Origin of the sequence: Argonema antarcticum A004/B2, from assembly GCF_023333585.1 — a bacterium.
GTDB lineage: Bacteria > Cyanobacteriota > Cyanobacteriia > Cyanobacteriales > Aerosakkonemataceae > Argonema > Argonema antarcticum.
This window is the reverse complement of sequence record NZ_JAIQZN010000042.1, coordinates 1-26,502: the sequence shown is the minus strand read 5'-3', so window position 1 is coordinate 26,502 and position 26,502 is coordinate 1. Positions and strand designations below refer to the sequence as shown.

Annotated in this window: 22 protein-coding genes and 1 CRISPR repeat array; of the genes, 17 read left to right on the top strand and 5 right to left on the bottom strand. The window is 43.5% G+C overall.

Going from position 1 to position 26,502, the window contains the following annotated elements; all coding sequences use genetic code 11:
* Positions 1–90 precede the first annotated feature (90 nt).
* The 14 genes from LAY57_RS18365 (at position 91) to LAY57_RS18300 (ending at position 16,544) form a co-directional block, all read left to right on the top strand.
* Positions 91–348 (top strand): DUF433 domain-containing protein, encoded by a 258-nt coding sequence (locus LAY57_RS18365; protein ID WP_249068265.1) that lies wholly within the window; start codon positions 91–93, stop codon positions 346–348.
* An 11-nt stretch (positions 349–359) separates the two neighbouring features.
* Entirely contained in the window at positions 360–2,582 is a 2,223-nt protein-coding gene (cas3, locus tag LAY57_RS18360; RefSeq protein WP_249068264.1) for a type I-D CRISPR-associated helicase Cas3', read from the top strand.
* Positions 2,583–2,884: 302 nt separating this feature from the next.
* The gene (locus LAY57_RS18355) at positions 2,885–3,109 is read left to right on the top strand and encodes a hypothetical protein (RefSeq protein ID WP_249068263.1); all 225 of its coding nucleotides are present in this window, start codon (positions 2,885–2,887) and stop codon (positions 3,107–3,109) included.
* Positions 3,110–3,346: 237 nt separating this feature from the next.
* Entirely contained in the window at positions 3,347–3,760 is a 414-nt protein-coding gene (locus LAY57_RS18350) for a hypothetical protein (RefSeq protein ID WP_249068262.1), read from the top strand.
* Between the two features lie 23 nt (positions 3,761–3,783).
* Positions 3,784–4,236 carry a type VII toxin-antitoxin system MntA family adenylyltransferase antitoxin gene (gene mntA / locus LAY57_RS18345; RefSeq protein ID WP_249068261.1) on the top strand — a complete coding sequence of 151 codons (453 nt, stop codon included), beginning with the start codon at positions 3,784–3,786 and terminating at the stop codon, positions 4,234–4,236.
* Positions 4,233–4,679 carry a type VII toxin-antitoxin system HepT family RNase toxin gene (gene hepT / locus LAY57_RS18340; RefSeq protein ID WP_249068260.1) on the top strand — a complete coding sequence of 149 codons (447 nt, stop codon included), beginning with the start codon at positions 4,233–4,235 and terminating at the stop codon, positions 4,677–4,679. Before mntA ends, hepT begins: the two co-directional genes overlap by 4 nt.
* Positions 4,669–8,076, top strand: a complete 3,408-nt coding sequence (cas10d, locus tag LAY57_RS18335) for a type I-D CRISPR-associated protein Cas10d/Csc3 (RefSeq protein WP_249068259.1) — start codon at positions 4,669–4,671, stop codon at positions 8,074–8,076. Before hepT ends, cas10d begins: the two co-directional genes overlap by 11 nt.
* 56 nt (positions 8,077–8,132) lie before the next feature.
* Positions 8,133–9,125: a type I-D CRISPR-associated protein Cas7/Csc2 gene (cas7d, locus tag LAY57_RS18330; protein ID WP_249068258.1), complete on the top strand. Its 993-nt coding sequence runs from the start codon at positions 8,133–8,135 to the stop codon at positions 9,123–9,125.
* A gap of 5 nt (positions 9,126–9,130) precedes the next feature.
* Positions 9,131–9,841 (top strand): type I-D CRISPR-associated protein Cas5/Csc1, encoded by a 711-nt coding sequence (gene cas5d / locus LAY57_RS18325; RefSeq protein ID WP_249068257.1) that lies wholly within the window; start codon positions 9,131–9,133, stop codon positions 9,839–9,841.
* A gap of 65 nt (positions 9,842–9,906) precedes the next feature.
* Complete coding sequence (gene cas6 / locus LAY57_RS18320) at positions 9,907–10,743, top strand: CRISPR-associated endoribonuclease Cas6 (RefSeq protein WP_249068256.1); 837 nt, start codon at positions 9,907–9,909, stop codon at positions 10,741–10,743.
* Positions 10,744–10,746: 3 nt separating this feature from the next.
* Complete coding sequence (gene cas4 / locus LAY57_RS18315; RefSeq protein ID WP_249068255.1) at positions 10,747–11,340, top strand: CRISPR-associated protein Cas4; 594 nt, start codon at positions 10,747–10,749, stop codon at positions 11,338–11,340.
* A 397-nt stretch (positions 11,341–11,737) separates the two neighbouring features.
* On the top strand, positions 11,738–12,742 hold the full coding sequence (gene cas1d, locus LAY57_RS18310) for a type I-D CRISPR-associated endonuclease Cas1d (RefSeq protein ID WP_249068254.1): 1,005 nt from the start codon (positions 11,738–11,740) through the stop codon (positions 12,740–12,742).
* A gap of 1 nt (position 12,743) precedes the next feature.
* Complete coding sequence (gene cas2, locus LAY57_RS18305; protein ID WP_249068253.1) at positions 12,744–13,016, top strand: CRISPR-associated endonuclease Cas2; 273 nt, start codon at positions 12,744–12,746, stop codon at positions 13,014–13,016.
* A 251-nt stretch (positions 13,017–13,267) separates the two neighbouring features.
* A CRISPR array of direct repeats spans positions 13,268–16,280; the repeat unit is 37 nt; unit sequence CTGGAAATCGACTAAAATCCCTTTCAGGGATTGAAAC.
* Between the two features lie 33 nt (positions 16,281–16,313).
* Positions 16,314–16,544, top strand: coding sequence for a hypothetical protein (locus tag LAY57_RS18300; protein ID WP_249068252.1), 231 nt, complete (start codon positions 16,314–16,316; stop codon positions 16,542–16,544).
* Between the two features lie 114 nt (positions 16,545–16,658).
* Here the strand turns inward: LAY57_RS18300 and LAY57_RS18295 are convergent, their stop codons facing one another.
* Together LAY57_RS18295 and tnpA are read right to left on the bottom strand one after the other, a co-directional pair.
* Positions 16,659–17,927, bottom strand: a complete 1,269-nt coding sequence (locus LAY57_RS18295) for an RNA-guided endonuclease InsQ/TnpB family protein (RefSeq protein WP_249068251.1) — start codon at positions 17,925–17,927, stop codon at positions 16,659–16,661.
* Entirely contained in the window at positions 17,920–18,318 is a 399-nt protein-coding gene (tnpA, locus tag LAY57_RS18290; protein WP_249068302.1) for an IS200/IS605 family transposase, read from the bottom strand. Before tnpA ends, LAY57_RS18295 begins: the two co-directional genes overlap by 8 nt.
* A gap of 155 nt (positions 18,319–18,473) precedes the next feature.
* On the opposite strand from tnpA, the gene LAY57_RS18285 reads away from it, so the two are divergent.
* Complete coding sequence (locus tag LAY57_RS18285; RefSeq protein ID WP_249068250.1) at positions 18,474–18,764, top strand: hypothetical protein; 291 nt, start codon at positions 18,474–18,476, stop codon at positions 18,762–18,764.
* Between the two features lie 50 nt (positions 18,765–18,814).
* On the top strand, positions 18,815–22,123 hold the full coding sequence (locus tag LAY57_RS18280) for a type 2 lanthipeptide synthetase LanM family protein (RefSeq protein ID WP_249068249.1): 3,309 nt from the start codon (positions 18,815–18,817) through the stop codon (positions 22,121–22,123).
* A gap of 68 nt (positions 22,124–22,191) precedes the next feature.
* Here LAY57_RS18280 and LAY57_RS18275 read toward each other — a convergent pair whose 3' ends face one another.
* Positions 22,192–22,896, bottom strand: coding sequence for a hypothetical protein (locus LAY57_RS18275; protein ID WP_249068248.1), 705 nt, complete (start codon positions 22,894–22,896; stop codon positions 22,192–22,194).
* Between LAY57_RS18275 and LAY57_RS35890 the strand changes: the two genes are divergently transcribed.
* Positions 22,895–23,020 carry a hypothetical protein gene (locus LAY57_RS35890; protein WP_275994148.1) on the top strand — a complete coding sequence of 42 codons (126 nt, stop codon included), beginning with the start codon at positions 22,895–22,897 and terminating at the stop codon, positions 23,018–23,020. The two genes, LAY57_RS18275 and LAY57_RS35890, sit on opposite strands and share 2 nt — an antisense overlap.
* Before the next feature lie 46 nt (positions 23,021–23,066).
* On the opposite strand, the gene LAY57_RS18270 is transcribed toward LAY57_RS35890, so the two are convergent.
* Positions 23,067–25,592 (bottom strand): EAL domain-containing protein, encoded by a 2,526-nt coding sequence (locus LAY57_RS18270; protein WP_249068247.1) that lies wholly within the window; start codon positions 25,590–25,592, stop codon positions 23,067–23,069.
* 394 nt (positions 25,593–25,986) lie between these two features.
* The coding region (locus tag LAY57_RS18265) for an RNA-guided endonuclease InsQ/TnpB family protein (RefSeq protein WP_249068246.1) at positions 25,987–26,502 on the bottom strand (516 nt) is incomplete at its 5' end.

Genomic DNA, 26,502 nt, shown 5'->3' with positions numbered 1-26,502 from the left:
GATTGGTTAAGGAAAACCCCTCTTCCAAGTGTTCGTAGACTGGAGGAAAGCTAGATTAATCCAATGAAGACATATTAGGGAGAAGTACCAATGGCTAATGATGACCTGCTATCCCGCATCTCGATCGATCCGAATATCTGCTTTGGTACACCTTGCATTCGCGGACATCGGATTTGGGTGTCTTTGATTCTGGATTATTTAGCAGGTGGAATGATAATCGACGAGATTCTAGAGGCGTATCCCAGCATTGAGCGAGAGGATGTGCTGGCTTGCATCGCCTATGGTGCTGAGATGGCGCGAGGCGGATGGATGGAAATTCCTCTAAATCGAGCCAAAGAAACAATATGAGGAATAAGAGGATGAATGACGAGCAACTGTCTCAAGCTTACGGACTGAGCGATCGCTTCATCAACTCGATCGCACTTAAACCCGTTTACTCTTGCCCTGCATCCGAAGTGCCGGAAGGTGTCAAACTACCCGATGGTTGGTCGCTTTCGTGGCATCAAGCCGCAACTTTGGAGGCAATACGCGACCCGAATATCGACGTTATCTTTAATACCGCCATGACGGGCGATGGCAAAAGTTTAGCAGCTTTTCTACAGGCACTAATAACAGACTTTTTGGCAATCGGGCTGTATCCAACCAATGAACTTGCCCGTGACCAGGAAACGCAAATTCAGGGCTATATTGAACAATTTCAGCCTGATATCAAGCCTCGTGTGGTTAGACTCAGTGGGCAAGAATTAGAAATTTATGCTGAAAATGAAGGGCTAAAGAAAGCAGCGGCAATTGCTACTCGCACAGGGCAAGCTGAAATCCTGCTGACTAACCCTGATATCCTTCACTACTTGCATCGAGGTGCATATTTAACTCGTGATGACAGTCCTGATAAGCTATGGAACCGGATTGACAAAGATTTCGATCTATTCATTTTTGATGAATTTCATGTTTTTCAGGCTCCGCAAATTGCCAGCGCGATTAACACAATGCTGTTAATTAAAAATACGAATCGCCGCAAGAAATTTCTCTTTTTATCAGCAACCCCAAATAAACAACTGATAGAGAGATTAAGGTTATCTGGCTTTAGGTGTAAGGAAATTAACCCACTTGAGGAGAATAAATATCAGTTCCCGGATACAGAGGATCAGTCTCACCAACTGAAAGCAGAAGGATGGCGACAAGTATCGCGAGAAATTTCTCTTCAGTTTATCTCCTTGGAACCAACTTCTAAAGCTTCTGAAACTTGGCTGAAAGAAAGCAGTAATCTCATCTTGGCTCACTTTCAGCAGCATCCAGGTAGCAAAGGGGCAATCATTCTCAACTCGATCGCAGCAGTGAAGCGTCTTACACCATTTTTCCGAGAATTGCTGGCACCTCATGGTTTAGTAGTTGGCGAGAATACGGGCTTATCTGGTCAGGAGGACAAAGAGCGATCGCTACAAGCTGACTTGGTTATCGGTACTAGCACAATCGATGTCGGCGTTGATTTCAAGATTAATTTTCTCATCTTTGAATCAGCAGATTCAGGTAGCTTCATCCAGCGGTTAGGACGTTTAGGACGGCATGACGGATATGAACAAAATGGGCAAAATATTACTTTTGTAACTTTCACAGCTTACGCACTCGTACCCAATTTTCTAGTAGAAAAGCTGTTTCTCGGTGATTCGCCACCTTTAGAAGCAAGTGGCATTTATGACCGTTCCTTTTTTCACAATCAAATTCGTGACAATTACCGCCGAATCAATGATTTTGAAGGATATTACTCTCGCTGGGGTGCAGTACAGTCAATGCGGATTTGCCGACAGCTAGGACATAAGACAATTAAGCAGCAGTATGAAGGCAGTCAGAACGCATTTCAAACGGCTTGCGAAAAAGTGTTTAATACCAGCCTGAAAAAGGTGTTTGGTCTTAGCATGGCATGGGAAAGAGAGTGGCAACAACTCTCTGGTAAGGAAAAGGGAAATCCAATTACAGAAGATGCAGCAAGTTTTCGAGGGTCTAGTCCTCTTGGGTGCGGCATTTACGATCTAACAGAATCAAATGAGGCAGATAGGTTTAAAACTTACGATTTGCCAGGAATTTTGAGCAATCTAGAAATTGAAGTGATGACTAAAGAGGAGTTTATGCGATCGCTTCTCCAAACTGCTGAACGCCTCGGACAACCGATCGCCAAAGGGCGATTTGCACACTGTCTCGCCTTCATGAAGTTACGGACATATCGGGAAGAACGGCTAAACTGGCGCTTTACCTATTCAGGCAAGTTGGATGCGATCGCAGATGCTTGGAAGGTTCAAGTTTTGACAGGTATCGAGGTTTGGCAACCTGAGAACTATTGGATTGGTGAAATCAATAAGCGGTTGAGGAAAGAAGCTTTAGTCAGTTATGTGCTGCGTCGTTCGGTGGCGGAAGTGCGATCGCGCTTGCGACTCCCGATGCACTTTGCGATTTACCCGATTAGCGACCAATACAGTTTTCACGATCCAACTGCGCCTTATTCTATAGCGTTCAGCCAGTCCGCTTTATTGCTGGACACCCTTGCCTATTCGTTTAAAAGCAAAGGAGATGAAATATGGATTGCTTAGGGGTTTCAATCCCTGAAAGGGATTTTAAGAGTTCGACGGAGAAGTAAACAGCTTACGCCATTAAGTTCAGACGTATTTGTTTCAATCCCTAAAAGGGATTTAATACCCTTACCCTCCGAGCGGATCGGGTTCCGTCGCTTTTAGGTCTATTGTACATTAATCACCATCAACTGCTGACTTATTTGACTGGTTAAGTAACTCATGAACTTACTGTCTTGCAATCGGCTATCGCTTAGGTTAGCTTCTGATTATGCGACCCCCAAAGCCAGCAGCAGAGCAAGTTGTTGGCTTGAAGGAGTCGGATGTCAAATATTGTCAAGGAGACAAAAATGCAAAGACTCAAGAAAACAAAGGTTGATCTGTTGATTGAAGTCCTGTCGGACGGCGAATGGCATTGGGGCGATGAACTCGCTGTGAAGGTAGGCTGGCGTTTTGGAGATCCTGTGGATAAAGCACGAGCTAAAGGCTATCCCATTATTACGGAACGAGTCGGTCTCCAACACAGATACCGATTACTGAAGGCTTAACTGAATTTTATCGCTCTCTAAGGGAGAGGGTGGGCAAAGGAGGGAAGCTAATCAGCAGCTTGCGGCGTTAAGTTCAGGCGTAAGTAATCTCAACCCCCAGAAGCTATAAAGCAAGACTTGATAGCAGATGGCTGGTTAAGCACTTAACAAAAGAACAAACCTAAAGCAGCGAATTCTACTAAAGCTTCCCTCTCCTTACCACTCACTAAAACATTCATTTAAACTCAGGTTATGAACATGAAGCAAAATGAAGCTGAAATCTTTGAGCGCAATCGGCTTTCTGAGCTTAAAGCTCGTTTGTTCACTTACGAAAAAGCCATGAAAGATGAACGACGTAAGCTATGGGAAACAGAAAAAGAATCGGAACAAGAATACACCGTTTGGAGCCAACTAGAACTTCTTTCAACTTATATTTACGGATACGTCAGCCAGATTGCTTCTTATGGCTATACACGCCAAGAACCTCGTGAAGCGATCGCTCACTTACACCAGCTAAGTATCTTCGATATCGATTGCATTGTCGATTGGTATCGCAACTCAGGAGATAAGTATCCCAAAATTAAGCAGTTCTTCGAGCTTCTAGACTACATTCGTTTACTCACTCTAGAGTATATCGAGCGGTATCAGTTACTTGAACTGACACAAAAGTAATTTCCATTCAACCGAATCTCAAAATGCCTAACAATACGCTAACATTGGAAAAACTTAAGGCACTTTCTCCACAACTACCAGAGAAAATCCCTTATCTCAAAATGCTGGTTATATTCGGTTCTCGCGCCAGAGGTGATATCCATGCTAATAGTGACTGGGATTTTGCCGCTCTTTACGATGAAGAAGTCCGTAAGACTTACATAAAAGATAATGCTTGGGCTTGGTTTGAAGTATCTCAACTGCTTGGTGAGCTTTGGGAAATTAATCAAGAAAAAATTGATGTTGTTGAGTTGAATAATTGCTCGCCTCTAATTGCTCACTTTGTTGCTCGTGACGGCAAACTCTTATATGAGAAAGAACCGGGTGAATTTACAGCTTTTCAGAAAAAAGCTTTCAAGAGCGATATAGAAATGACCGCAATTCGCAGAGAGCTACGCCAGAAACTTGAGAAAAATTTGCAAAGGTGGGGAGTATGACAGCAATTGAGCCAGCGATAGTTTTAAGTAAACTAGATGCAATGATGAACTATCTAAATAACCTGAAGCGTTTTGAGTCTGTGACGTTGGAAGAATATCTGGCTGATGATGACAAGCAGTTAATTGTAGAAAGATTGTTGCAGCTAATAATTCAGGTAGCAATAGACGTTAATCGGTACTTGCTGAAACAATTAGGAATAGAACCGCCAGAAAGTAACTATGCAAGCTTTATAGAAATTAGCCGCCAAGGTATTGTTACAACTGAGTTGGCAGAAATATTGGCAGCTTCGGGAAGTTTGCGAAATCGACTGGTTCACCTTTACGAACAGATAGATCCAGTACAAGTTCACGCGGCAATTCCGAGAGCTTTGCAGCATTATCCGGTTTATCAAAGACAGGTGACAGAATATTTAGATTCACTAGAGGTGGAAAATGGCGACTAAGGGAAAAAAATCAGGGGAACAGGCTCGACAGTTGTCTCTTTGGGATAGTGAGGAGAATATAAATTCTGAAGGATTTGATGATGAAGATGATGCTTGGAAATCTAGTGATAACTCAGATTTTGAGGAAACGAGCGATCGCACTATCGAATCCCAGTCTCGCGAGTTACTAACCCTCAAGCTATTGCGAGAGGCAATTCAGGCTCAGAATCCTGGAGATCGCGTGATGAGCGACTTTGCAGAGTATGTATTACCAAATCTGCTACGGGTTGCGATCGGCGTTACAGCAAAAGGAGGTAAGTACTTTGATGAACTCGATCGCAAAAATGAAGCCGAAGGAAAAGATAGAGTTCGGCGAGATAATGCAGGCGATCAATCGCTCAATACCCATTTGCTCAATGGATTGTTTCCAGCAAACTTAATTGAGCAAAGGTTAGAAAAACTCGATAGTACTGTGCGGCGAGTGGTGCGAGAACTGGAAAGGCGGATGGTAATTGCTGGGTTTATTCTGCATGATTTTGAAAAATTCCCAGATGTCCCGGCTGATTGTCGTAAGTTACCCCTAGAACAGCATCGTCAAATTATTGATGAAAAAGTTCGTCAGCTAGGTTTGGATCGCTTCATCAATCCTGATGAACCAGAAGCCTATCGAGAGTACCTAGATGATTTGCTCTGTGTCGCTTATAACGCTCAACGACGTTGGGATACTAACTGGAATTTTTCAGAGTTTGGGCTAAATCCAGTTCTGCGCGATCGCACTCTCCGCACTCTTTCAGACTTAACTTGTTTAGCCGATTCTCTAGCTTCAATTATCAAACATCCCCAGGATGCTGAAAATACAAGACTAAATGAGTTAATTCATAGCCTGAGTGATGGACAACTGAAATTCACTTACCACAGCATTGCTGAAAACAGAGGCGTACTCACCAACGTAGTGAATAACGCTTTGATGGAGGCGCACATCAGCCTTAATACCGACGATTTCACCTACTACGAGCCACTACTTTATCTGCCAACTGGCGTCATCTACTTGGCACGACGAGACTCACCTTGCGTCCAAATTGAAGATTTACCAAAACGGGTTGTAAGCAAGATTAAAGAATTCTGTGCAAGTCAACTGCGGCTGCGACAAACAGGCTTTGGTAGAGATGGCAAGGGGATGAAATATGCTGAATATTACAACCTATTTTTTGATGGCTCAGATTTAATGCAAGTTGCCCTTAGCGCCACACTAAGGATTCTAAATCCCACCAAAAACTCTGTTGCTAAAAGCCGTAGCGATAATCTCATCAAATTTCAGCAACAGGATGTTCTGTCGGCTGATTATAGTTTCACCTTTGATGACGATATTCGGATTGACCAAATTGCTGAATTTGGAGATTTAATCAGTCGTAAAATTTGGGAAGAACGAGTCCAACGAATCGAAACCGAGCGCAAGAAAAACAAGAAACTTCCAGAATTACCTCATTTAGATATTGTCGAGGAAATTGCTAAGTTTTGGAACCTCTCAGAGTATTTACCGCCAATCCGGGAAATCCAGCGGATTAATGAAAGCCTGAAGGAACACAAACTAAAGGGCAACACTGGTGGCGTTCCCTATGAATGGTACTACTTAGCAGCAAAGTATCTGGTGTCTCATCCTGGTTTAAGTCCAGAGGAGCTTCGTCAAATTTGTGAAGAAGCGATCGCACACATTTCCCAACTCATTAAACCTATCGTTTCACAGTACGAATTACCTGATGGTTGGGAGGATTTGCGACTATGGGTAACGCGAGTTGTGATGTTACCTGGAAAAGCGACATCTGCCACCGCATCTGCTGAAGTATTCCTACAGGAATTGTCAGGCTATCAGTTAGCTAAAAAACAGGGTAGAGGACGACAGCTAATTTGCTCAATTTCTCACTCTGCTTACACCGTCACAGAACAGATGGAGTCTGCTGTTTTGTTTACGCCGCAAGTTTATACTAATAAACAAATGTTGGGAGGTTCTAATGCCAAGCGGAACATTTCCAGCATTGCGGGTGTAGAAATGATGCTGCGGCAAATTCTGATGAATCAAACGCAGGCAGTTGGGAAGAGATTTGAAGATGGGAAATATCGATACCTCTACTTTTACCCGACTTATTACTTTACTCCTGAGACGAATAAGTTTCTGCAAAAAGCTTACAATGGTATTGCTCAGACTCGCTTTGATACTAGCATTCGCAATCATTTTATCAGTAAAGATTTGGAGGCTAATCTTGAGCGCGATCGCTATCAAACTGTAGATGCTTTCTTAATTGATGAAGATTTGGAACGTAAGAAAAATCTGCCGGAAAAAGATCCGGACTTTAAACGCGATCGCACCTTCAAACTTTCCTATCCCGACGACCAACCGCTGACATTCTACTTTATGGCATTGCCACCGGGGAAAGATCCAACCGATACCGAATCTTGGGTAATGCCAGCTTGGTTAGCTTTTGCCTTCCCAATGATTTTGGATGTCAAAACTGTTGTTTCAGAATCACCTATTCCACCTTTCAATGATGGGGCAGAGTTTGAGGAGAGCGTCTTTCTTGACAGTGCGCCGCAAGCGTTTCGGGTGTTGCTGGGGCGCGATCGTTTCCGGCTTGACTATATTTTGGAAGGTTGGACAGAAAACGATAAAGAATACTCTGCACCTCTGAACGTATTAACTGCTGCCTATGCAATTCATCTCGATGTTAATGCCAAGCAAGGTAAGGGAGGCTATGACGCCAATTGGGGCAAATTTACGGAACTGGCGAAAGATTTTGAAACCAGTCCTCTGTATGTTTTCACTTACTTAAACCGTTGGGTTCGCGATCGAGGAATTGAGACAGCACGGGTAGAAAAAATTAAGCTGTACGCTTATCGCTTCTATCCCTGCTTCGATCCTTACACTAAATTTGACACCAACTTGGAGGAATTAATTGTGGGAGAAAAATCAGCGCTAAATCATCCTAAAAAGATGACTGAACTTTATCGGAAGTTCTACAGAGCTAATAAACGATATAATCCAAAAGCAAATGCAGTTTTGAAACCGATCGATCTAGCTGCCGAAACTATTCTCAAAGCAGATTCAACTGTGTTTCTAGGCGAAACATTGATTGCTGCGGTTGCTGCTGAAGTTTTCAAACTCATGGATCGGATTCATGCCTCTACCGCAGAAGGCCGTTGGGTTATTAGTAACCGCGAAGAAGAAAGGCAAGCCGTTTTAGATTTCGCTAGATATTTTGTGGTGGATGTGTTTGAAAAATCTTTTGCAGGTTCTCGCGCTCGTCTGGCAGGTCGTCAGTTGAACTTACTTCGAGATACTTGCGAGTTCTTGTATCGTCTTGAAGACGACAAAGAAAATCAGGCTAAAGGTAAAAAGCCTGAAGAAAATGCTGAGGAAGAGTAAAATTACATCTCTTCAATGGTTGTTACTGTCTTTTCCAGAATTTTAAGGAGATTACCATGACTTTTCTGAAAACTGTTGATTCCAAGTTCTTCCACAAAGAAATTCCCTATAAGCCAATGGGAAAATACGTTCACTTTCTGACAGTTCGCGTTACTGAATCTTATCCGCTCTTTCAAACTGATGGAGAACTAAATAAAGCACGAGTCAGAGCAGGGGTTGTGGATGCTACTGTAATCGATCGCCTTTCCATGTTCAAGCGCAAGCAATCGACACCAGAGCGTTTAGTTGGTCGAGAACTACTTCGCAACTATGGCTTGATGACCGCAGAAGAGTGCGAGTACAACGTCGATTTTGCGATGAACAATCCTGATTGCATTATCTATGGGTTTGCAATTGGTGACTCTGGCTCGGAAAAGTCCAAAGTAGTTGTGGATACAGCGTTTTCGATCGCACCTTTTGACGAATCCCACGAAACATTTACCTTGAATGCTCCTTATGAAAGTGGCACAATGAGTCGCAAAGGGGAAGTGACAAGCCGGATCAATCAACAAGACCACATTCGTCCTCAAGTCTTTTTTCCCAGCATCGTGACTCTCAAAGATCCTACGGAAGCTAGCTTTCTCTACGTTTTTAATAACATTTTACGGACTCGTCATTATGGAGCGCAGACAACTCGAACTGGTCGAGTTCGTAATGAGTTGATTGGAGTTGTATTTGCTGATGGAGAAATTGTCAGCAATCTGCGCTGGACTCAAGCAATTTACGACCAGATGAAAGCTAAAGGAAGCCTACATTCACCCGATCCGCTCAATGAAGATGATGTAATTTCTGCTGCTAAAACTGGCATTGAGGCGCTAATGTCGGACGAATTTATTGTTCGTACAAGTTTTATTGGCGAGGCTTTCAAAGAAATGTTAGGTGAAGTCAAAACTCTCGCGGGTAATGAAGAGACAATGAAGGCTATTCTGCAACAAGCTATGAAAGAAAGCAAAGACTATTTCGCCAAACACATCGAGAAGCCTAAGAAAGCTGCTGCTAAAGCGGGGTAAAAGTAATGACGATTATTTATCGCTGCCAAATTGAGTTGCACGACAGCCTTTACTTCGCTACTCGCGAAATCGGAAGACTCTACGAAACAGAACCAGTTTTGCACAACTATGCGCTCTGCTATGCGCTGGGATTGGTGGATAGCGAAATCTACTCCACTACTGTTTCTGAAGAACATTCCTACCGCTACTTTTGTCCCGAACAAGTTCCTAAGTATGAGGAGCATTTAACGCCGCTCAATCAGCAGGGAATTTACGTTACTCCAGCTAGAGCAGTTAACCATGCTTCTGTTCTCCATACCTGGAAGTATGCGAATAACAACTACCATGTTGAGATGGAGAAAACCCAGAAGAATATTCCCAGTTTTGGTAGGGCAAAAGAGATTGCAGCAGAAAGTGTGTTTGAGTTTTTCATCATTTCTGAAAAGTCTCTAACTTTACGGAGGTGGATTCGGCTGGGAAAATGGGCAAGTAAGGCTGAAGTGACAGTTGAAGAACTTCCCAAACCGAAACGACATCAGGAGGATGAATTTACTTTTTCATATCCTTTGAACCCGATCGATGTGATGTTTAACCATCGGGTTTTGAGTTATGACACAATCAATATGCCGCCTGTGAGTTTGATTCGCAATGTGCGGATGAGAGGGGAATTCTACACCTTTGAAGGGTTGAAAGAAAATCTCAAAATTCCAGCGCGAATGCAGTATCGGTTTAGTTAACGAAATTGTAGGTTGGGTTTCGTTACTTCAACCCAATCTACTTTCTTCTACTTTGGAGTGCCAAAATGCCTCACAGTCTTGTCCTCAATCTTCTCCCGCAGTCGCCCATTCCATCGGGTTATCTGACGGGAAAGCACCTCCACGCACTGTTTTTGACTCTGGTGAGTTCGGTGGATAAACAGTTGGGCGATCGCCTTCACGAACAAAAAACGGAGAAAGCTTTCGCTCTCAGTCCCCTTCAGGTTAGAAATAATTCTGATCGCGATCACCTCTTGCAATGGGAATACAGACAGTCTATAGCGGCTCACACCCCCTGCTGGTGGCGCGTTTCGCTGTTAGATGATGCTCTGTTTGCAGATCTGACTTCTTTGTGGTTGAATATCAATCCTAAGCATCCGTGGCATTTGGGATCGGCTGATTTGCAAATTACGAGTATCTTGGGTACGCCTCAATCTACTCAACCTTGGGCAAATTTTTCTACTTATGCTCAAGTTTATGAGGAAGCTTCTGATTCGGAACGCCAGATTGATTTTTCTTTCTGTACTCCTACTGCTTTTCGGCAAAGCAATTTTGACTGCGCTTTGCCTAGCCGCGATAGTGTTTTTGGAAGTTTGCTGCGGCGGTGGAATCAGTACAGCGGTATCCCGTTTGAAGAAAGTTTATTGGAGCCGATTTTTCCGAGCTTTTTTAATATTCGTACTGAATTTGTGGCGGATTCCAGAAGTAAGTTTATCGGCTGTGTTGGGGTGATGAGTTTTCGGATTTTGGGTGATGTTGACGCTATTGCGATTAAGCAAATTAATGCTTTGGCTGACTTTGCGATGTACAGCGGGGTTGGGCGCAAGACGCCTATGGGTATGGGGATGATCCGACGACATTCTACTAAGGTTTCAAGGCACTGATCTATGAATGAGATTGATTACGTTCCTATTGGGGCATTGAATCACTATGCGTACTGTTCGCATCGCTGCTGGCGAATGTTTTGCGCTGGGGAGTTTAGCGAGAATCAGTATACCATAGAAGGGACGAGTTTGCACGATCGCGTACATACTCTCTCGGAAAGTTACCGGGAAGAAACTTGGCAAGTTCGCGCTATTTGGCTGAAATCGGAGCAATACAAATTGATTGGAAAATCGGATTTGATTGAATCGGAATCGGGACAGTTATATCCGGTGGAATACAAACGAGGGCGTAAGGGTGAGTGGGATAATGATGAGTTGCAAGTGGCGGCGCAAGCTTTGTGTTTGGAGGAGATGACGGGGAAAAATGTTACCACTGGTTATATTTATTATGCTCAATCTCATCAGCGTCAACTTGTGGAGATTTCCGATCGGTTACGAGAGCAGGTTGTTGCGACTATTTCTGCTGTGACAATGTTACTACAAACTGGATCTAGACCACCAGCAATTTATTCGCAACGTTGTAAAGGTTGCAGTCTTTTTTCGCAATGTTTGCCTGAAGTTGCTGTCAAGGTAAGTCGCTATTGCGAAGATAGCTGAATTCTATGTTCTAGGACTAAAACATTGTTTTTAGTCCACTTAAGTGGACTTTCGCTATTAGCCTGCGATTTGAATCGCAGGCGGGCTGACAACGCAGGTGCAAGTCGGGGATTTGTGGGGGAAAGTGAAAGCGATTAATTTGAATCGCAGGCGGGCTGACAACGCAGGTGCAAGGTCTATCAGGACTTACGCAAAATCACGAAAAATCAAGCATTGTAGGGGCGGGTTTTGTATTAGGGATATCTGTGAAATGCTTAATTTATCGGCTAAACCCGCCCCTACGCCAAAAATGGGTGCGTAAGTCCTGTCTATGAAATCAGTAAGCTTTGTTGTGGATTTGAATCGCAGACGGGCTGACAACGTAGGTGCAAGAATTTAACAAGAGGAGGAAATCGAAATGGGAACTGTTTATATTACGGCTGAAGATGCTTTTGTGGGTAAGAATGACGAGCGTTTGTTGGTGAAGGCGAAGAATGAGAAGCTTTTGGATGTGCCTCTAATTAAGGTGGATGGGGTTGTGGTTTTGGGGCGTGCTACGGTTTCGCCTGCGGTGGTGAATGAGTTTTTGTTACGGCATATTCCTTTGAGTTTTTTGACTGAGACTGGACGTTATTTGGGACGTTTGGAGCCGGAAATGAGTAAAAATATCTTTGTGCGAAAGGCGCAGTGGGATGCTGCTGGGGAATCTCCAAAAGCAGTTCATTTGGTAAAAGGTTTTGTACGTGGGAAGTTGAAGAATTATCGGATGATGTTGTTGCGACAGGGGCGGAAGTATTCGGAACTGGATTTGGATGGGGCGATTTCTCGGATTGAAAACAGTATTGGCCCGATCGATGATACTAATAAGATCGATTCTTTGCGCGGTTTGGAGGGTTCTGGGAGTGCTGGTTATTTCGGTGCTTTTAATCAGTTGATTCGGGTGGAAGGGTTTAGTTTTAATGGTAGAAACCGCCGTCCTCCTACGGATTCGGTTAATGCGCTGCTGAGTTTTGGTTATTCTTTGCTGCGTCACGATATCCAAAGTGCGGTTAATTTGGTGGGGTTCGATCCTTATTTGGGATATCTTCATTGTCAACATTACGGTCGTCCTAGTTTGGCGTTGGATTTGATGGAGGAATTTCGACCTTTGGTGGTTGATGCTTTTGTTTTGGGTGCGATTAATTTGCGAAAGGTTAGTCCGGGTGATTTTACGATGGAACCGCTTAGTAATGCGGTGTTGTTATCTGCTGAGGGACGGCGTGAGTTTCTGAAACTATATGAGGAGAAGAAGCAATCGAAGTTTAAACATCCGGTGTTGGGACGACAATGTACTTATCAGGAGGCGTTTGAGATTCAGGCGCGTTTGGTGGCGAAGTATTTGATGGGCGAGATTGAGAAGTATCCTCCTTTGGTTTTGAAATAAGATGTTTGTTGTTGTCTCTTACGATATTTCCGAGGATAGTCGTCGGACTAAGGTTCATTCTGTCCTTAAGTCTTACGGACAGTGGATGCAGTTTAGTGTGTTTGAGTGCGATTTGACGGAGACGCAATATGCTAAACTGCGATCGCGTCTAGCCAAGCTGATTAAACCTGAGTCGGACAGTATCCGCTTTTACTTCCTGTGTGCCTGCTGTCAAGGTAAGGTGGAGCGGATTGGGGGCGAAGCGGTGCGCGATGATTCGATTTTCTTCGCCTAGTTGCGACTACCAGGGGGTGTTTGGCGGGAGGGTGTGGAATTTGCGGCGGTATCCCTCCCCCAGCAAGGATTTCAAGGTTTTGGGATGCGATCGAGGTTGTCGCAATTGCTGGAAAGCTTATGTAGACTGGTTTTTGGAGGTTTTTTCTTGGAGGGTATTGACAAGTTACCAGGCTGTAATGCTATTGTCTTAGGTGGTAGTCGCAAAAGCACCTTGAAAACTAAATACAGTAAGCGTTCTGAGGGACAGCACTGGAAATCGACTAAAATCCCTTTCAGGGATTGAAACATTTTGCAAAGCGGTGTGCGATCGAGCCGGGAACGAGCCTGGAAATCGACTAAAATCCCTTTCAGGGATTGAAACATTAGGATTTTCTAAAGCTAAGAAAGTAAGTTCAGGACTGGAAATCGACTAAAATCCCTTTCAGGGATTGAAACTATCCAGATTACGATTCTGGCTCTGAATTACCAGCTGGAAATCGACTAAAATCCCTTTCAGGGATTGAAACGATATTTTTCTTGGTGTGTACGAAGGGAATTCCCTGGAAATCGACTAAAATCCCTTTCAGGGATTGAAACCCAGCCTTAATAGCTAAAGAACAGATTCAAGTTCCTGGAAATCGACTAAAATCCCTTTCAGGGATTGAAACTATTTCTGGAAAACCACAGCTTGGGATGAAAGTCTGGAAATCGACTAAAATCCCTTTCAGGGATTGAAACAGTCGCTATGCAAAAGGCAGATATCGCCTCTGGTTAATTAATCTGGAAATCGACTAAAATCCCTTTCAGGGATTGAAACGGAGTGCGATCGCCTTCCCGGCAAGGGAAAATACACAACCTGGAAATCGACTAAAATCCCTTTCAGGGATTGAAACGCTACTCCTGATGGTGTAAAAGCTCCAACCAATAACCTGGAAATCGACTAAAATCCCTTTCAGGGATTGAAACTCAAATAGCCAGAGCGATCGCGAAACGAGAGCGATCGCTGGAAATCGACTAAAATCCCTTTCAGGGATTGAAACAACGCTTCCGCCAGGGATGCGAACGAGGTAACACCTGGAAATCGACTAAAATCCCTTTCAGGGATTGAAACCTACCGAATTCAACTTCATCCACGACAGCATTAACTGGAAATCGACTAAAATCCCTTTCAGGGATTGAAACCTATTTTCCCAAAGCTGAATATCCCCCCAGTGGCTGGAAATCGACTAAAATCCCTTTCAGGGATTGAAACTTTTTGAGCCTGGTGCTTCTGGTTCTTGGATTTTGCCTGGAAATCGACTAAAATCCCTTTCAGGGATTGAAACGCTGAAGTTCCCTCAGCAACCCTCCCAGAAGCAAAACTGGAAATCGACTAAAATCCCTTTCAGGGATTGAAACCGAGAAATATCCAGCACTAGAAAATTTGAGCAGGGGCTGGAAATCGACTAAAATCCCTTTCAGGGATTGAAACAATTTTGATGGTTCTTTGCGATACGAATTGCGCCACCCCGCTGGAAATCGACTAAAATCCCTTTCAGGGATTGAAACTGCACCGGGTTCGCCACCATCATCGCCGTAGGGATCTGGAAATCGACTAAAATCCCTTTCAGGGATTGAAACTTAAGGCAGCAAATGCTGCGCCTAATGCAGCAAGTGGCTGGAAATCGACTAAAATCCCTTTCAGGGATTGAAACGCATCACCCTGGCTACCTCTGTCTGCCAATCGCACCTGGAAATCGACTAAAATCCCTTTCAGGGATTGAAACGCGGTGGATACGGCTTTAGCGACCCGAATAATTCTGGTCTGGAAATCGACTAAAATCCCTTTCAGGGATTGAAACGAAGCTCACGGGATCATGCGACCAGAATATGAAGACTGGAAATCGACTAAAATCCCTTTCAGGGATTGAAACCCAGACTTTTCCAATGAAGGAGAGCTAACCCGGACTGGAAATCGACTAAAATCCCTTTCAGGGATTGAAACTTCACAAGCACCCAGACTATAGCCGCGGGTGAAACTGGAAATCGACTAAAATCCCTTTCAGGGATTGAAACTTAGATAATGTAGAAATGCGCCGAAAACGGATAATCACTGGAAATCGACTAAAATCCCTTTCAGGGATTGAAACTTTAAGGGGAAGTTTGACCCTTGTAGATTTAGCCATCTGGAAATCGACTAAAATCCCTTTCAGGGATTGAAACAGAAAACAGCCTCTTGGTGGGATTCGAGTGCGATCTGGAAATCGACTAAAATCCCTTTCAGGGATTGAAACCTCATGTAGTATTTCCCCAGTCGGCTCGCCTGGACTGGAAATCGACTAAAATCCCTTTCAGGGATTGAAACGAAAGATGCAAACGCTCTGTTCAAAACTGAGTAATCTGGAAATCGACTAAAATCCCTTTCAGGGATTGAAACATTTGGCTTGTATGGTTTGCGTCCCATTGCTTTCCTGGAAATCGACTAAAATCCCTTTCAGGGATTGAAACCCTAGCTTTATCGCTTTCCTTCTAGATTTAGCTAACTCCTGGAAATCGACTAAAATCCCTTTCAGGGATTGAAACTACAACCTATCAAACAGTTGCCACTACAATTAATACCCCTGGAAATCGACTAAAATCCCTTTCAGGGATTGAAACTTGGGGGTTTTTGCTGTGGTTTGCGTTGTTCGGTTTTCCTGGAAATCGACTAAAATCCCTTTCAGGGATTGAAACCAACACCAGCAGCTAGGAGGTGAGTAAGCTGCCTGGAAATCGACTAAAATCCCTTTCAGGGATTGAAACTTAGAAGGCGAAGGCTATCGCTGGGATTCTGAGCTGGAAATCGACTAAAATCCCTTTCAGGGATTGAAACTTTGTCCATCTCGAATTTCTCAGGCGCTAGTTCGCTGGAAATCGACTAAAATCCCTTTCAGGGATTGAAACTATATGCACCCAGAAAGCTGGGTAGTGCAAGTGACTGGAAATCGACTAAAATCCCTTTCAGGGATTGAAACCTGTCACTTTATCGGGAAGTTTTGCATTCTCCCTGGAAATCGACTAAAATCCCTTTCAGGGATTGAAACTTCACTTTTATAACCTCCACCGGCAACGATGTTTGCAACTGGAAATCGACTAAAATCCCTTTCAGGGATTGAAACTTGCTACATCTGCTAATACATTAGAAGGTGCAGTAGACTGGAAATCGACTAAAATCCCTTTCAGGGATTGAAACAACCATGTATCTGCTAATAACAGATACATTTTAAGCTGGAAATCGACTAAAATCCCTTTCAGGGATTGAAACTTTTCATCAACCACTAAATAACTGAGAGCCACAATGTCAAGAGAAAATATAGCAACTATTGTTAAAATTTTAGAATCTCTACCTGATTCACAACAAGAAGGAATTATTGATCATTTACGAGAATACATTGCTGATTCTCAAGATGAATGGCAATGGAATCAATCTTTTGAGAAAACCCAAAGTAAACTGGTAGAAGCAGCTAGACAAGCAAAACAACAAATTGCTCAAGGACAAGCGCAGCCGATGGACTACGAGCAATTATGAAGTCTGCTACTTTACCGTCCTTTTGGTCAGAATATCATCTTCTTCCTTTAGAAATTCGCCAAGTTGCACGAAGTTTTTTTGGTTAAATTAGAGATTAGTTGACACTCCCCAGCCCTAAAGGGACGGGGATTCTTTAAGAGTCCATAATCTGAACCTTAAGGGCGTAGTCAAAGCGCCCCTACCAACTCCACTTAAATCAAATTCAAGTGTTGTCGCTACTTTTCTAAGTATGTTTGCAGCACCATTGCAATCAGCATTGATATACCAATTCTGAGCAGTTCTATACAAACCACGCTGTACCCGCTTGCCAGATTCTTTCCACCCTTCAGGTTTTTCGCCGAACTTAGGCAGATAGTCTCTATCAACAAACGAAGCTTTAGAAGTATAGCTCTCCTCAGTTTCTCGAAATTTAATGCCGTACTGTTCGCACAGTTGAGCAATCCTATCTTTGAGTTTTGCCGTGGGGAGCTGGAGAAACTTTTGATTAGTTTTAGAGCCCATGTTTGCACTATTTTTTTGACCAGTATTCCAGCCAAAGATAATTTTGCCGATGCTATTATCAAGGCAGTGGTTAATAACTTTTCTAGCCGCTTTGTTTACGGCATCTCGCATTTGGCGGTTACGCTTTTCAGTGAGCCTAGCAAGCTGATGGCTCCAGAAGCCTTGAGGCTGATTTGACCGAAGCATAGAGATTCGCTTATTGTACCATTGGTTTAAGGATTTTAAATGCAACCCATCGACAATAAAGCTAGTACCAACATTGCTCACGCAAGTCAACCAATTATTAATTCCATGATCGATGCCGAGAACTTTGTCAGGGCTAACATCAACTTTCGCTAATTCAAGCTTGTAGACAAGCTCAAGATAGAAACATCTATTTCTAGGAAGTATCCTATATTCCTTGATGGCAGAGTAGTCTAGGTTAGTTGGCATCGGCATATAGAAAGCATCTAGTCCAAACCATGCTTTAACTTTGTTCCCTAGCGGAAATCTAAGTATTCCATCTTTTAGCTTGACTGCTTGCGATGGGTAAGTTACTAGAGCAAGTCCACCTTGGCGATATTTAGGTAGTTTAGGACGTTCGACAATAGCTCCTTGACGATAGGCTTTAATAAGTCCCATAAAGGATTTGAACGACTCGGCGACAGTGGTTAAGGCTTGCTGTGCTACTTGAGATTGCAATGCTTTAAAGTGGGGATTGTTCCTCATTTCTTTATGCAGAGCGAACTTAGTAGCAATCTGACCAGCTTGAAAAAATAACTGCCTTGAATAATAAATACCGCAGTTGGTTAGCTTGGCAGATTCTGAGCAGACATATTCAAGTATTGCTCCCAGTTCCTGGCATGGGGTGATTAAGATTTGCTGGCATCCGTAGCTAGACATTCTTTTGATTCTCGATATATTGCTTAATTATTGAGATTGGCGCACCGCCGACAGTTGAGACAAAATAACTGTTAGTCCAAAGGGAGGGTAGACGGCTTTTTAACCAAGGAAACTCTTGGCGTAGAAGGCGAGATGACCGACCTTTCATATATCTAATTAATTTAGCTATACCAAACTGCGGATCGCACTCAACTAAGATATGAACGTGGTCTGGCATTATTTCCATTTCAATGAGATCGGCTTGAAATTCAACACTGACTTCTTCCAGTATTTCTTTGAGTCGAATATCTACGCCTTGTATAAGCACTTTGCGCCTATATTTGGGACACCAAACAATGTGATACTTACAGGAATAGACGATATTGTTGTTAGATTTGTATTTACCTGTCATATTTATATTATACAGCATTGAGCTATCTAATACAAAATATTAATATCTATAGGCGGCTAAAGCCGCCACCGCGTTCATCCCCATGCCTGAAGTCAGGGGCTTTCCGCTCGTTTCTTTGGTAAATGTGGAATGTCAATGGATTGTAGTAAACATCAATGACCCAAACACCAGAACAACAACGACTAGACCGTATCGAACGAATACTCGACAATATGGCGACTAACCTGATTAACGAACGGGATGCGCGTTTGGCCCAGAGAGAAGACTTAGAAGAGTTCTACCAGACGGTTCGCCGGTGGGCAGAATCCACAGATAGCGCTATCAACAGGCTGGTAGAAAACGCAGAAGCAGATAGAGCTGCCATTAGGGAGATGCAGGCTGAGGTCACCCAGGTTTGGCAGTACCTGCTTTCTCAGCGACCCAATGGCTCTAGCGGCGGTAGCTAAGCAATTCATGAACCATCTAAAATCCCTTTCAGGGATGGAAACTTGAAATTATGGTAATAACTCAGTTTGCTCTAGCACAAATAGTCGCCCAAGCTAGCTCTCTATCAGAACGTCTGAGGATCGAATCACTGACCCCTGATGTTACACAAGTTAACGAACCGCAGAGGGCCGATCGCATTCTGAAGCGTTGGTGTGATGTTGTGGCCCAAGGAAATTGGGAGAAGTTTCAGAAACGGTTGATGTGGGATGGTTTGGAACTGGCTCAAGTAAGTAGGGTTTTGCGATCGCATCCGACTGTAGGCGATCGCACTTTGCCAACATGGGCAGAAACCTTAAAGGAGATTATAGAAACCGCAGACTCGTTTGTCAATCACCAAGAAGAGAAAATAAATCAGCCATTACCCATTGACAAAAACAACCCTATACTATTTGCAGAAATTTTGCTCCCCGCCATCTTTGTTGCGCGGCAAAAACTATTAACTCGTCTCGGTTTTACCTCATTATCTCCAGAGAATCTCCCCTTAGAACTGCTTTCGGAATCAGCTTACCTAACTCTAGAACGCAGTTTACTCGATCAACTTATAAATCTCAGCGGCAAAACCCTTGAATATGAATTCACCCGTTCTCGTCCGCTAGGGCAAACTATTCTTAATGTTTTGGCACAATCATCAACAGATAAGGCTCAAATCAAAGTTCAGTATGAAGCTTTCGTGCAGAAACTTTTGCAAGATGGGCTATTGACTTTTTTCCAAACATATCCAGTACTAGGTCGATTAATGGCAGTCGCCATTGATTTTTGGGTGGAAACAACAGCCGCATTTTTGCAAAGCCTAAAAGCCGATCTCTTAGAAATTAAGCAAATATTTCAACCACAACAGAGGAACGAAGAAAAATTACGAATTACTAATGATGAATTGGGAAAAGTAATTGAAATTAAGTCTTCTCTCTCCGATCCTCACAATGGCGGCACAACCGTGATTGCGATTACCTTTGAGTGCGGACTGAAACTTGTTTACAAACCGAAAGACTTAGGTGCAGAAGCAGCTTATACAGAGTTTTTAGACTGGTGCAATCAGCAGGATATCCCTTTACAGTTCAAAGTTTTAAAAGTATGCGATCGCAAAACTTATGGTTGGGTTGAATATGTAGAACATCTACCCTGTGAAAATGAAGCAGCAGCACAACGTTTTTATCAACGAGCCGGAATGTTGCTGTGTCTGCTATATGCACTTAGAGTAGTTGATTGTCATAGAGAAAATCTAATTGCCACCGGCGAACATTTGGTGCTAATTGACATGGAAACTTTAATGCACCAAGAGGTAAATGCTATCACCGAATTACCAGAAGCAACAGCAGCAGAAACATCTGTAACCTTACAGTTTTCCGAATCCGTACTACGCACAGGATTATTACCGCGTTGGGAATTTGCCAAAAATAATCGCCTTGCCTACGATGTTAGCGCTCTCGGCGGTATTGACGAACAGTTAATAGCAAAAGAGCAAAATCAGGACAAAGTACCCAATACCCCAAATCCAGTCCCCACGAATGTTCCCACCTTAAATGGGATTCCCCTTTCGCCCAATGATTATCTCGACAAAATTGTGTCTGGTTTTGAACAAATGTATCGATTTTTAATCGATCGCCGAGAAGTTCTCCTAGCACAAGATAGTCCTTTGGCGGCGCTAAAAAATAAGCGATCGCGCTTTATTTTTCGGGCTACAAGGATTTATTGGACAATCTTACAAAAAATTCAATCTCCCAAATTTCTTCGGGATGGAGTCGATCGCAGCATCGAACTAGACATCTTATCTCGTGCTTTTCTAGTCGCTCCCAAAAAGCCTGATTCGTGGCCAATTTTTAATGCAGAATTGAAAGCTATGGAGCAGTTAGATATTCCCTATTTTGCCGCATATTTTAACAGCAATAACCTCACAATTGGTTTACAAAAACCAATCGAACATTACTTTCAAGAACCCAGTTATCAGCAAGTTTTAACTCAGATACAAACCTTGAATGAAAAAGATTTAGCTCAACAAATCGAGATTATAAAAGGCTCTTTTTATGCGAGGTTAGTGCCAAATAAAAAAAGCGATCGCATTACCAATATAGCTGACTTCGGACAAATTCAGCCCCTCAGCAGCCAACAATTACTAGGAGAAGCGACGCGCATTGCCACAGAAATTCAGAAACGGGCAATCTGGGGGAATGATGGTAGTGTAAAATGGATTAGCTTTGCCTATATTCCCAATGCCGAACGGTTTCAAATGATGCCTTTACCTGAAGATTTTTATAACGGTAATAGCGGTATTGCTCTATTTTTAGCTGCATTGGATTATGTCAAAGGCAATCACCAATTTCGGGATTTAATTTTAGGAGCTTTACAGTCAATTCGCAAATTTTTGCAAACCGCTGATTTTGAGTCTACCCGCCGATTTGTGCGCTGTGGAATTGGCGGTTCAACGGGGCTAGGTTCGATGATTTACGCATTAGTTAGAACAAGTCATTTCCTGGGAGAAGCGTCACTTTTAGAAGATGCTTTGGGAATTGCTAATCTGATTACCGCAGAACTAATTACAAGCGATCGACAATTTGATACTCTTGGCGGTTCCGCTGGTGCAATATTAGGATTATTGGCACTATATGCTGAAATAAAAGAGCCAAAAGTTTTAGAACGCGCTATAACCTGCGGTCAGCATTTGCTAGAGCATCAAATTAGCATTAATGGTGCTACGAAAGCTTGGAAAATTTTGGGTAAGAAGGCGTATACGGGTTTCTCTCACGGTGCGGCGGGTATTGCTTATGCGCTGCTGCGACTCTATGCTGTGACGCAAAACAAAGCTTATTTAGAAGCAGCTTATGAAGGCATTGCTTATGAGCGGAGCGTTTTTTCTAGTGTAGCTGCAAACTGGCCGGATTTACGAGATTTTGCTCAACAAAACGGTCAATCTGGGTTTATGGTGAGTTGGTGTCATGGCGCTGCTGGGATTGGTTTGGCGCGATTGGGCGGGTTGTCAATTTTAGCAACAGATGATATTTATCAAGATGTGGAAGTTGCTTTGCAGACTACGCAAAAGCATAGTTTACATGATGCGGACTGCGTATGCTGCGGTAACTTTGGTCGCATAGAGATGCTGTTAGTGGCTGCCGAAAAATTATCTCGTTCCGAATTACGAGAAGCTGCGGAAAAAAGAGCGGCTTGGGGAGTGCGTCGGGCAGAACAAGTAGGTGGATATCAGTTTCCTAATTTACCTAATTCTGTATTTAGTCCCAGTTTCTTTCAAGGAACATCTGGTATTGGCTACGAGTTGCTTCGGTTGGCGCATTCAGAAGTGCTACCTTCTCTATTGTTATGGGAATAGAAATCGATAATATTGCCAAAAACATTTTAGTGAAACCCTTGGATCTTGTCGTAAATAAAAAAAGCTTTTCAACAACCGCCAGGACATGGATTAATGCAGGTAATATTTGTAGTAGGAAGTGGGTCAATTTTTTCAGTGTTTAAATTCGCCCACCAGGCTTGCCTCACTTTTGTGTACAAATCCCGATCTTCAAATCCCTGAAATTGGACAATAGCCAAAATTTGCGGGTCTGCCTTCCTTCTTAACTCGCAGTTACTTTGTAATATTTCTTCTGGGCGAAGTTTTGGTAATACCCGAACATCTAAAATTGCCTTAACGGGTTCGCCAGAACCATCGGGCTTTTCTTTCATTCGCAAGTGTTTTTCTAAGATTAATATACCCCCAAAAGCCGTTTTTTCTGCTTCTGGATCGATCCAAGTAATTCCGTATTGACAAGTAGGTTCGCCCAAACATTTACCTATTTTGTACCAACTTGGCAGGGATTGAGAACTGGAAGTAGGCTGAAGTCTTTGTTCGACTAATTGCACGTAGATAGCAAGGGCTTTACTTTTATAAGCATTTGAGGGATTTCTCTGTTGGGTAAATAAATTAGCAGATCTTTGCAAATCTGCGATCGCGCCTCGGTAATCTTCTCTCTGGGCCTTGCTTATACCTTGATTATAAAAGTCTTCGGCCCTAGTTTGGGCTACTTGTTGGGCATAAGGTGCGGTAGTAATTCCGCCCACTAATATTGCAATTCCTAAAATTGAGCTTCCTCGTTGTAAATAATTCATGATTTTAGACTTTGTACTTTTTGTTAACTTTTTTACTGGACTGGCACTTAGAGTGCAAGCGGTCAGTTGTCAGTTGTCAGTGGTAAAAATCAAGATCTCCAGAGCAATCATTGGCAATTTTTAGTGGTGAGTTATTTCCGCCATCCTGCACTAGCCCCTATTCTATCTAATCACCATTGGGGTTGTGAAGCCAACAATGCTGTTGCTGCTTCGTTATGGAGTGGCTTAGAAAAGAAATAGCCCTGTCCGTATTCGCATTCGAGTGTGCGAAGTTTTTCCATTTGTGGTGCTGTTTCTACTCCTTCGGCAACTACGTCCATGCCTAAGTTATGACTGAGCATGACAATAGTTTGGACAATCGCAGCATTTTCGCTAGTATTATCCATGCGGCTGACAAAGGAACGATCTACTTTCAATGTATCTACAGGAAAGCGGTGTAGATAACTCAAAGATGAATAACCAGTACCAAAGTCGTCGATGCTAAATCGCAGGTTTAAAGCTTTGAGGCGCAACATGATGGCAATGGTGGATTCAACATCGTTCATTGCCATACTTTCTGTGATCTCTAGTTTCACACTATTACCGTCCAGTCCTGTTTCCTTGATAATTTTTTCAATTTGTTCGGCTAAATCCGGTTGGGAAAACTGTTGACCGGAAAGGTTAACGCTCATCATTAGAGGTGGGTGCATGGGAAATTGTTTTTGCCAAATACCCAACTGACGGCAAGATTGCTGTAATATCCACTTACCGAGGGGTATGATCGATCCGGTTTCTTCCGCCACTGGAATAAACTCTGCTGGGGAAATGAATTTGCCTTCGGGGGATTGCCAGCGCATCAGTGCTTCAAAACCTGCTATCTTACCTGTTGTTAGGGATACGATCGGCTGATAGTGGACTAGAAATTCGTGGCTATTTCCCTGTGTCATTGAAGCAACCGCCCGACGCAAGTCAGTTTCCAACTGCAATCGCGTGACTATTTGGGTGTGCATACCCGTAGAGAAAATTTCATAGCGTGCTTTGCCTAATGCTTTGGCGCGATACATGGCTGTGTGGGCATCTCGCAGCAGTTCTTCTGGTTGGTAGTAACGATCGATCTGATTAAAAGCAAGGCCAAAGCTGGCAGTTGTAAAGATTTCTTGCCCTTTTAAGTTAAATGGCAAAGTCAGTTGCTTTTGCAATCGGTCAGCTACAAGAATTGCCTGATTGACATCGGTAATGGTTTCAAGCAGGATGGCAAATTCGTCTCCCCCAATCCGCGCTACTGTATCTGTAGAACGCAGAGATGCTTTTAACCTTTGGGTGACGGCAAGTAACATTCGATCGCCAAATTGATGTCCGAGACTTTCATTGACAAACTTAAAGCGGTCAAGATCCAGAAAGATAACGGCTAATAAAAACTTATCGTCCTGTTTGGTGCGACCAATTGCTTTGTCAACTTTCTTGAGGAATAAAGTTCGGTTTGGCAAACCCGTTAAGGAATCGTAAAAAGCATGATGAAATAACTGATAAGTCACCATACTGCCGCCTGTGATTACTAATGCCAGTGCAGGCGCTATGAAGGGCACCCATCCTGCCTGTAGAAAACAAGCGAAGCAAATTCCAAATAATCCTGCTATGGCTACAGTTCCGGCTATTCCCAGGGATAAGGGATGCCGAAGACGCCACGCCAGCATTCCCCCTACCAGCGACCAACCCCACACCCATAAGGCTTCAGCCCATTGGGGCCAAAACCAAAACAGAGGTTTAGCATCTAGTACGGCGCTCAGGATTTGGCTTACCATCTGAGCATGGACTAACACGCCGGGTGTCAGGGCTTTTTTGCGATCGGCTGGATTGTAGGGAGTGAAGAACAAATCTTTTCCACTCGGTGCTGTGGTGCCGATCAGCACTACTTTGTCTTTCACTAAATTGCGATCGATCTCGCCGTTCAAAACTTGTGTCAGGGTAACCTGGGGCGCTACTTTCCTACGCGGATAGTTTACCAGTATTTGGTAACCTTGGGCATCAATATTTTGATACCCGCCTGAATTGGCATCCAAGGCTATAAATGCTGTTTGGCCCAATTGCAGAGCGTTACGATTAGCTCTAAAGCCAATATTGGCATCTTTCAAATAGCTGAGGCTCAACCGTAGAGAAAATGAATAAAGTTTTTCAGTTTGTGTAGAGGTATACATAAAATTCCGGCGTATTACTCCATCCGGATCGAGAACAAAGTCATTAAAACCAATTCGTTCTTTTGGAATTCCGGGAGGCGCTGGGACACCTGTACCATCGGTATCGCCCAGCTTGTAGATGGCGATCGCATTTGGCGCTTGAAGTTGCTTAACCAACTCTGCATGACCGGGTGGGCGGGGTAAATCGCGATGTATATCTAAACCAATGACTTTAGGTTGATAAGATTGTAGCTTTGATAACAGTCTAGCGATAGTGCGATCGGAAAGAGGCCATTGTTTTTGGGCTTGGATATCTGCTTCTGTAACTTCGACTACCAAAATTCGCGGATCTGGCGGGTCTTCCGGTTTTAACTGGGTCATGCGATCGAATTCCATCAGTTCCAGAGGTTGCAAAACCTCAAGTTGCCTAACTCCTAGCACCAAACCCGAAACCAGTATGCTGCTAATCAAAACTGGTTGTTGCAAGACGAGGGCTGCTATCTGGCCGAGTTTAGCTCTAATACGCTGGTTTCTCTTGATCATTGGAGGCAACAGCCAATTAAATTTCCAAAAAAGCTTAGCTGTCATAAAAGAAAGTGGTAGAATGGAAACCCTGCGGCTTTAGCCCAGGGACGAACACGACACAAGCACTTTTAAGTACCTGCCCATGAGGGGAGAGTAGGAAGAAGTGCAGTTCCTACTCTCGCCAGTTCATAGTCAGAAACGCCTACACTGCACTGTGCTTCAGGCGGGGTTGCTGACAAAAATGCAGTATTATAGCTAGGGACTAGGGGCTAGGGGCTAGGGACTAGGGAAGAGGGAAGAGGGAAGAGGTTACTCCGTAAGGGATTATGGACTTCATGTAACAGTTGGAGTTGGCTTAATCGCCCTGGCGGTTGCTATAACTACTACTAAACATAGCTGTGAACTACCCACACTAAATCGAAGCGATTATAGTGTGGGCTTCTAACATCACAGAGGAATGCCTCAGAACAGACTTGCGTCCAATATGAGGTCTTACTTCCCCTCCGTTAGCAGAAACGGCTGTTCCATCCGTCTGTAGTATCCTGATGCCCTCCGCTCTAATGTTGATTGCGGCGTTTCCATCACGGTCGTGACGAGTACCGCAATTAGGACAAGTCCACTCCCTAATATTAAGCGGTAACTTATCAATCTGGTAATAGCAATTAGAGCAGAGCTTAGAACTGGGAAACCAACGGTCAATTTCAACCAACTTGCCACCTTTTTTCTCTAGCTTGTAAGCTAGGAAATTGACAAAGGTTCCCCATCCCACATCAGATATGGCTTTAGCTAAATTGTGATTGCGTACCATGCCTTTGACATTAAGATTCTCTACTACGACAACTTGGTTTTCATTGACGAGCTTTCGGGAAAGCTTATGTAGAAAATCCTGGCGGGATTTAGCTACCCGTTCGTACAATGCGGCTACAGT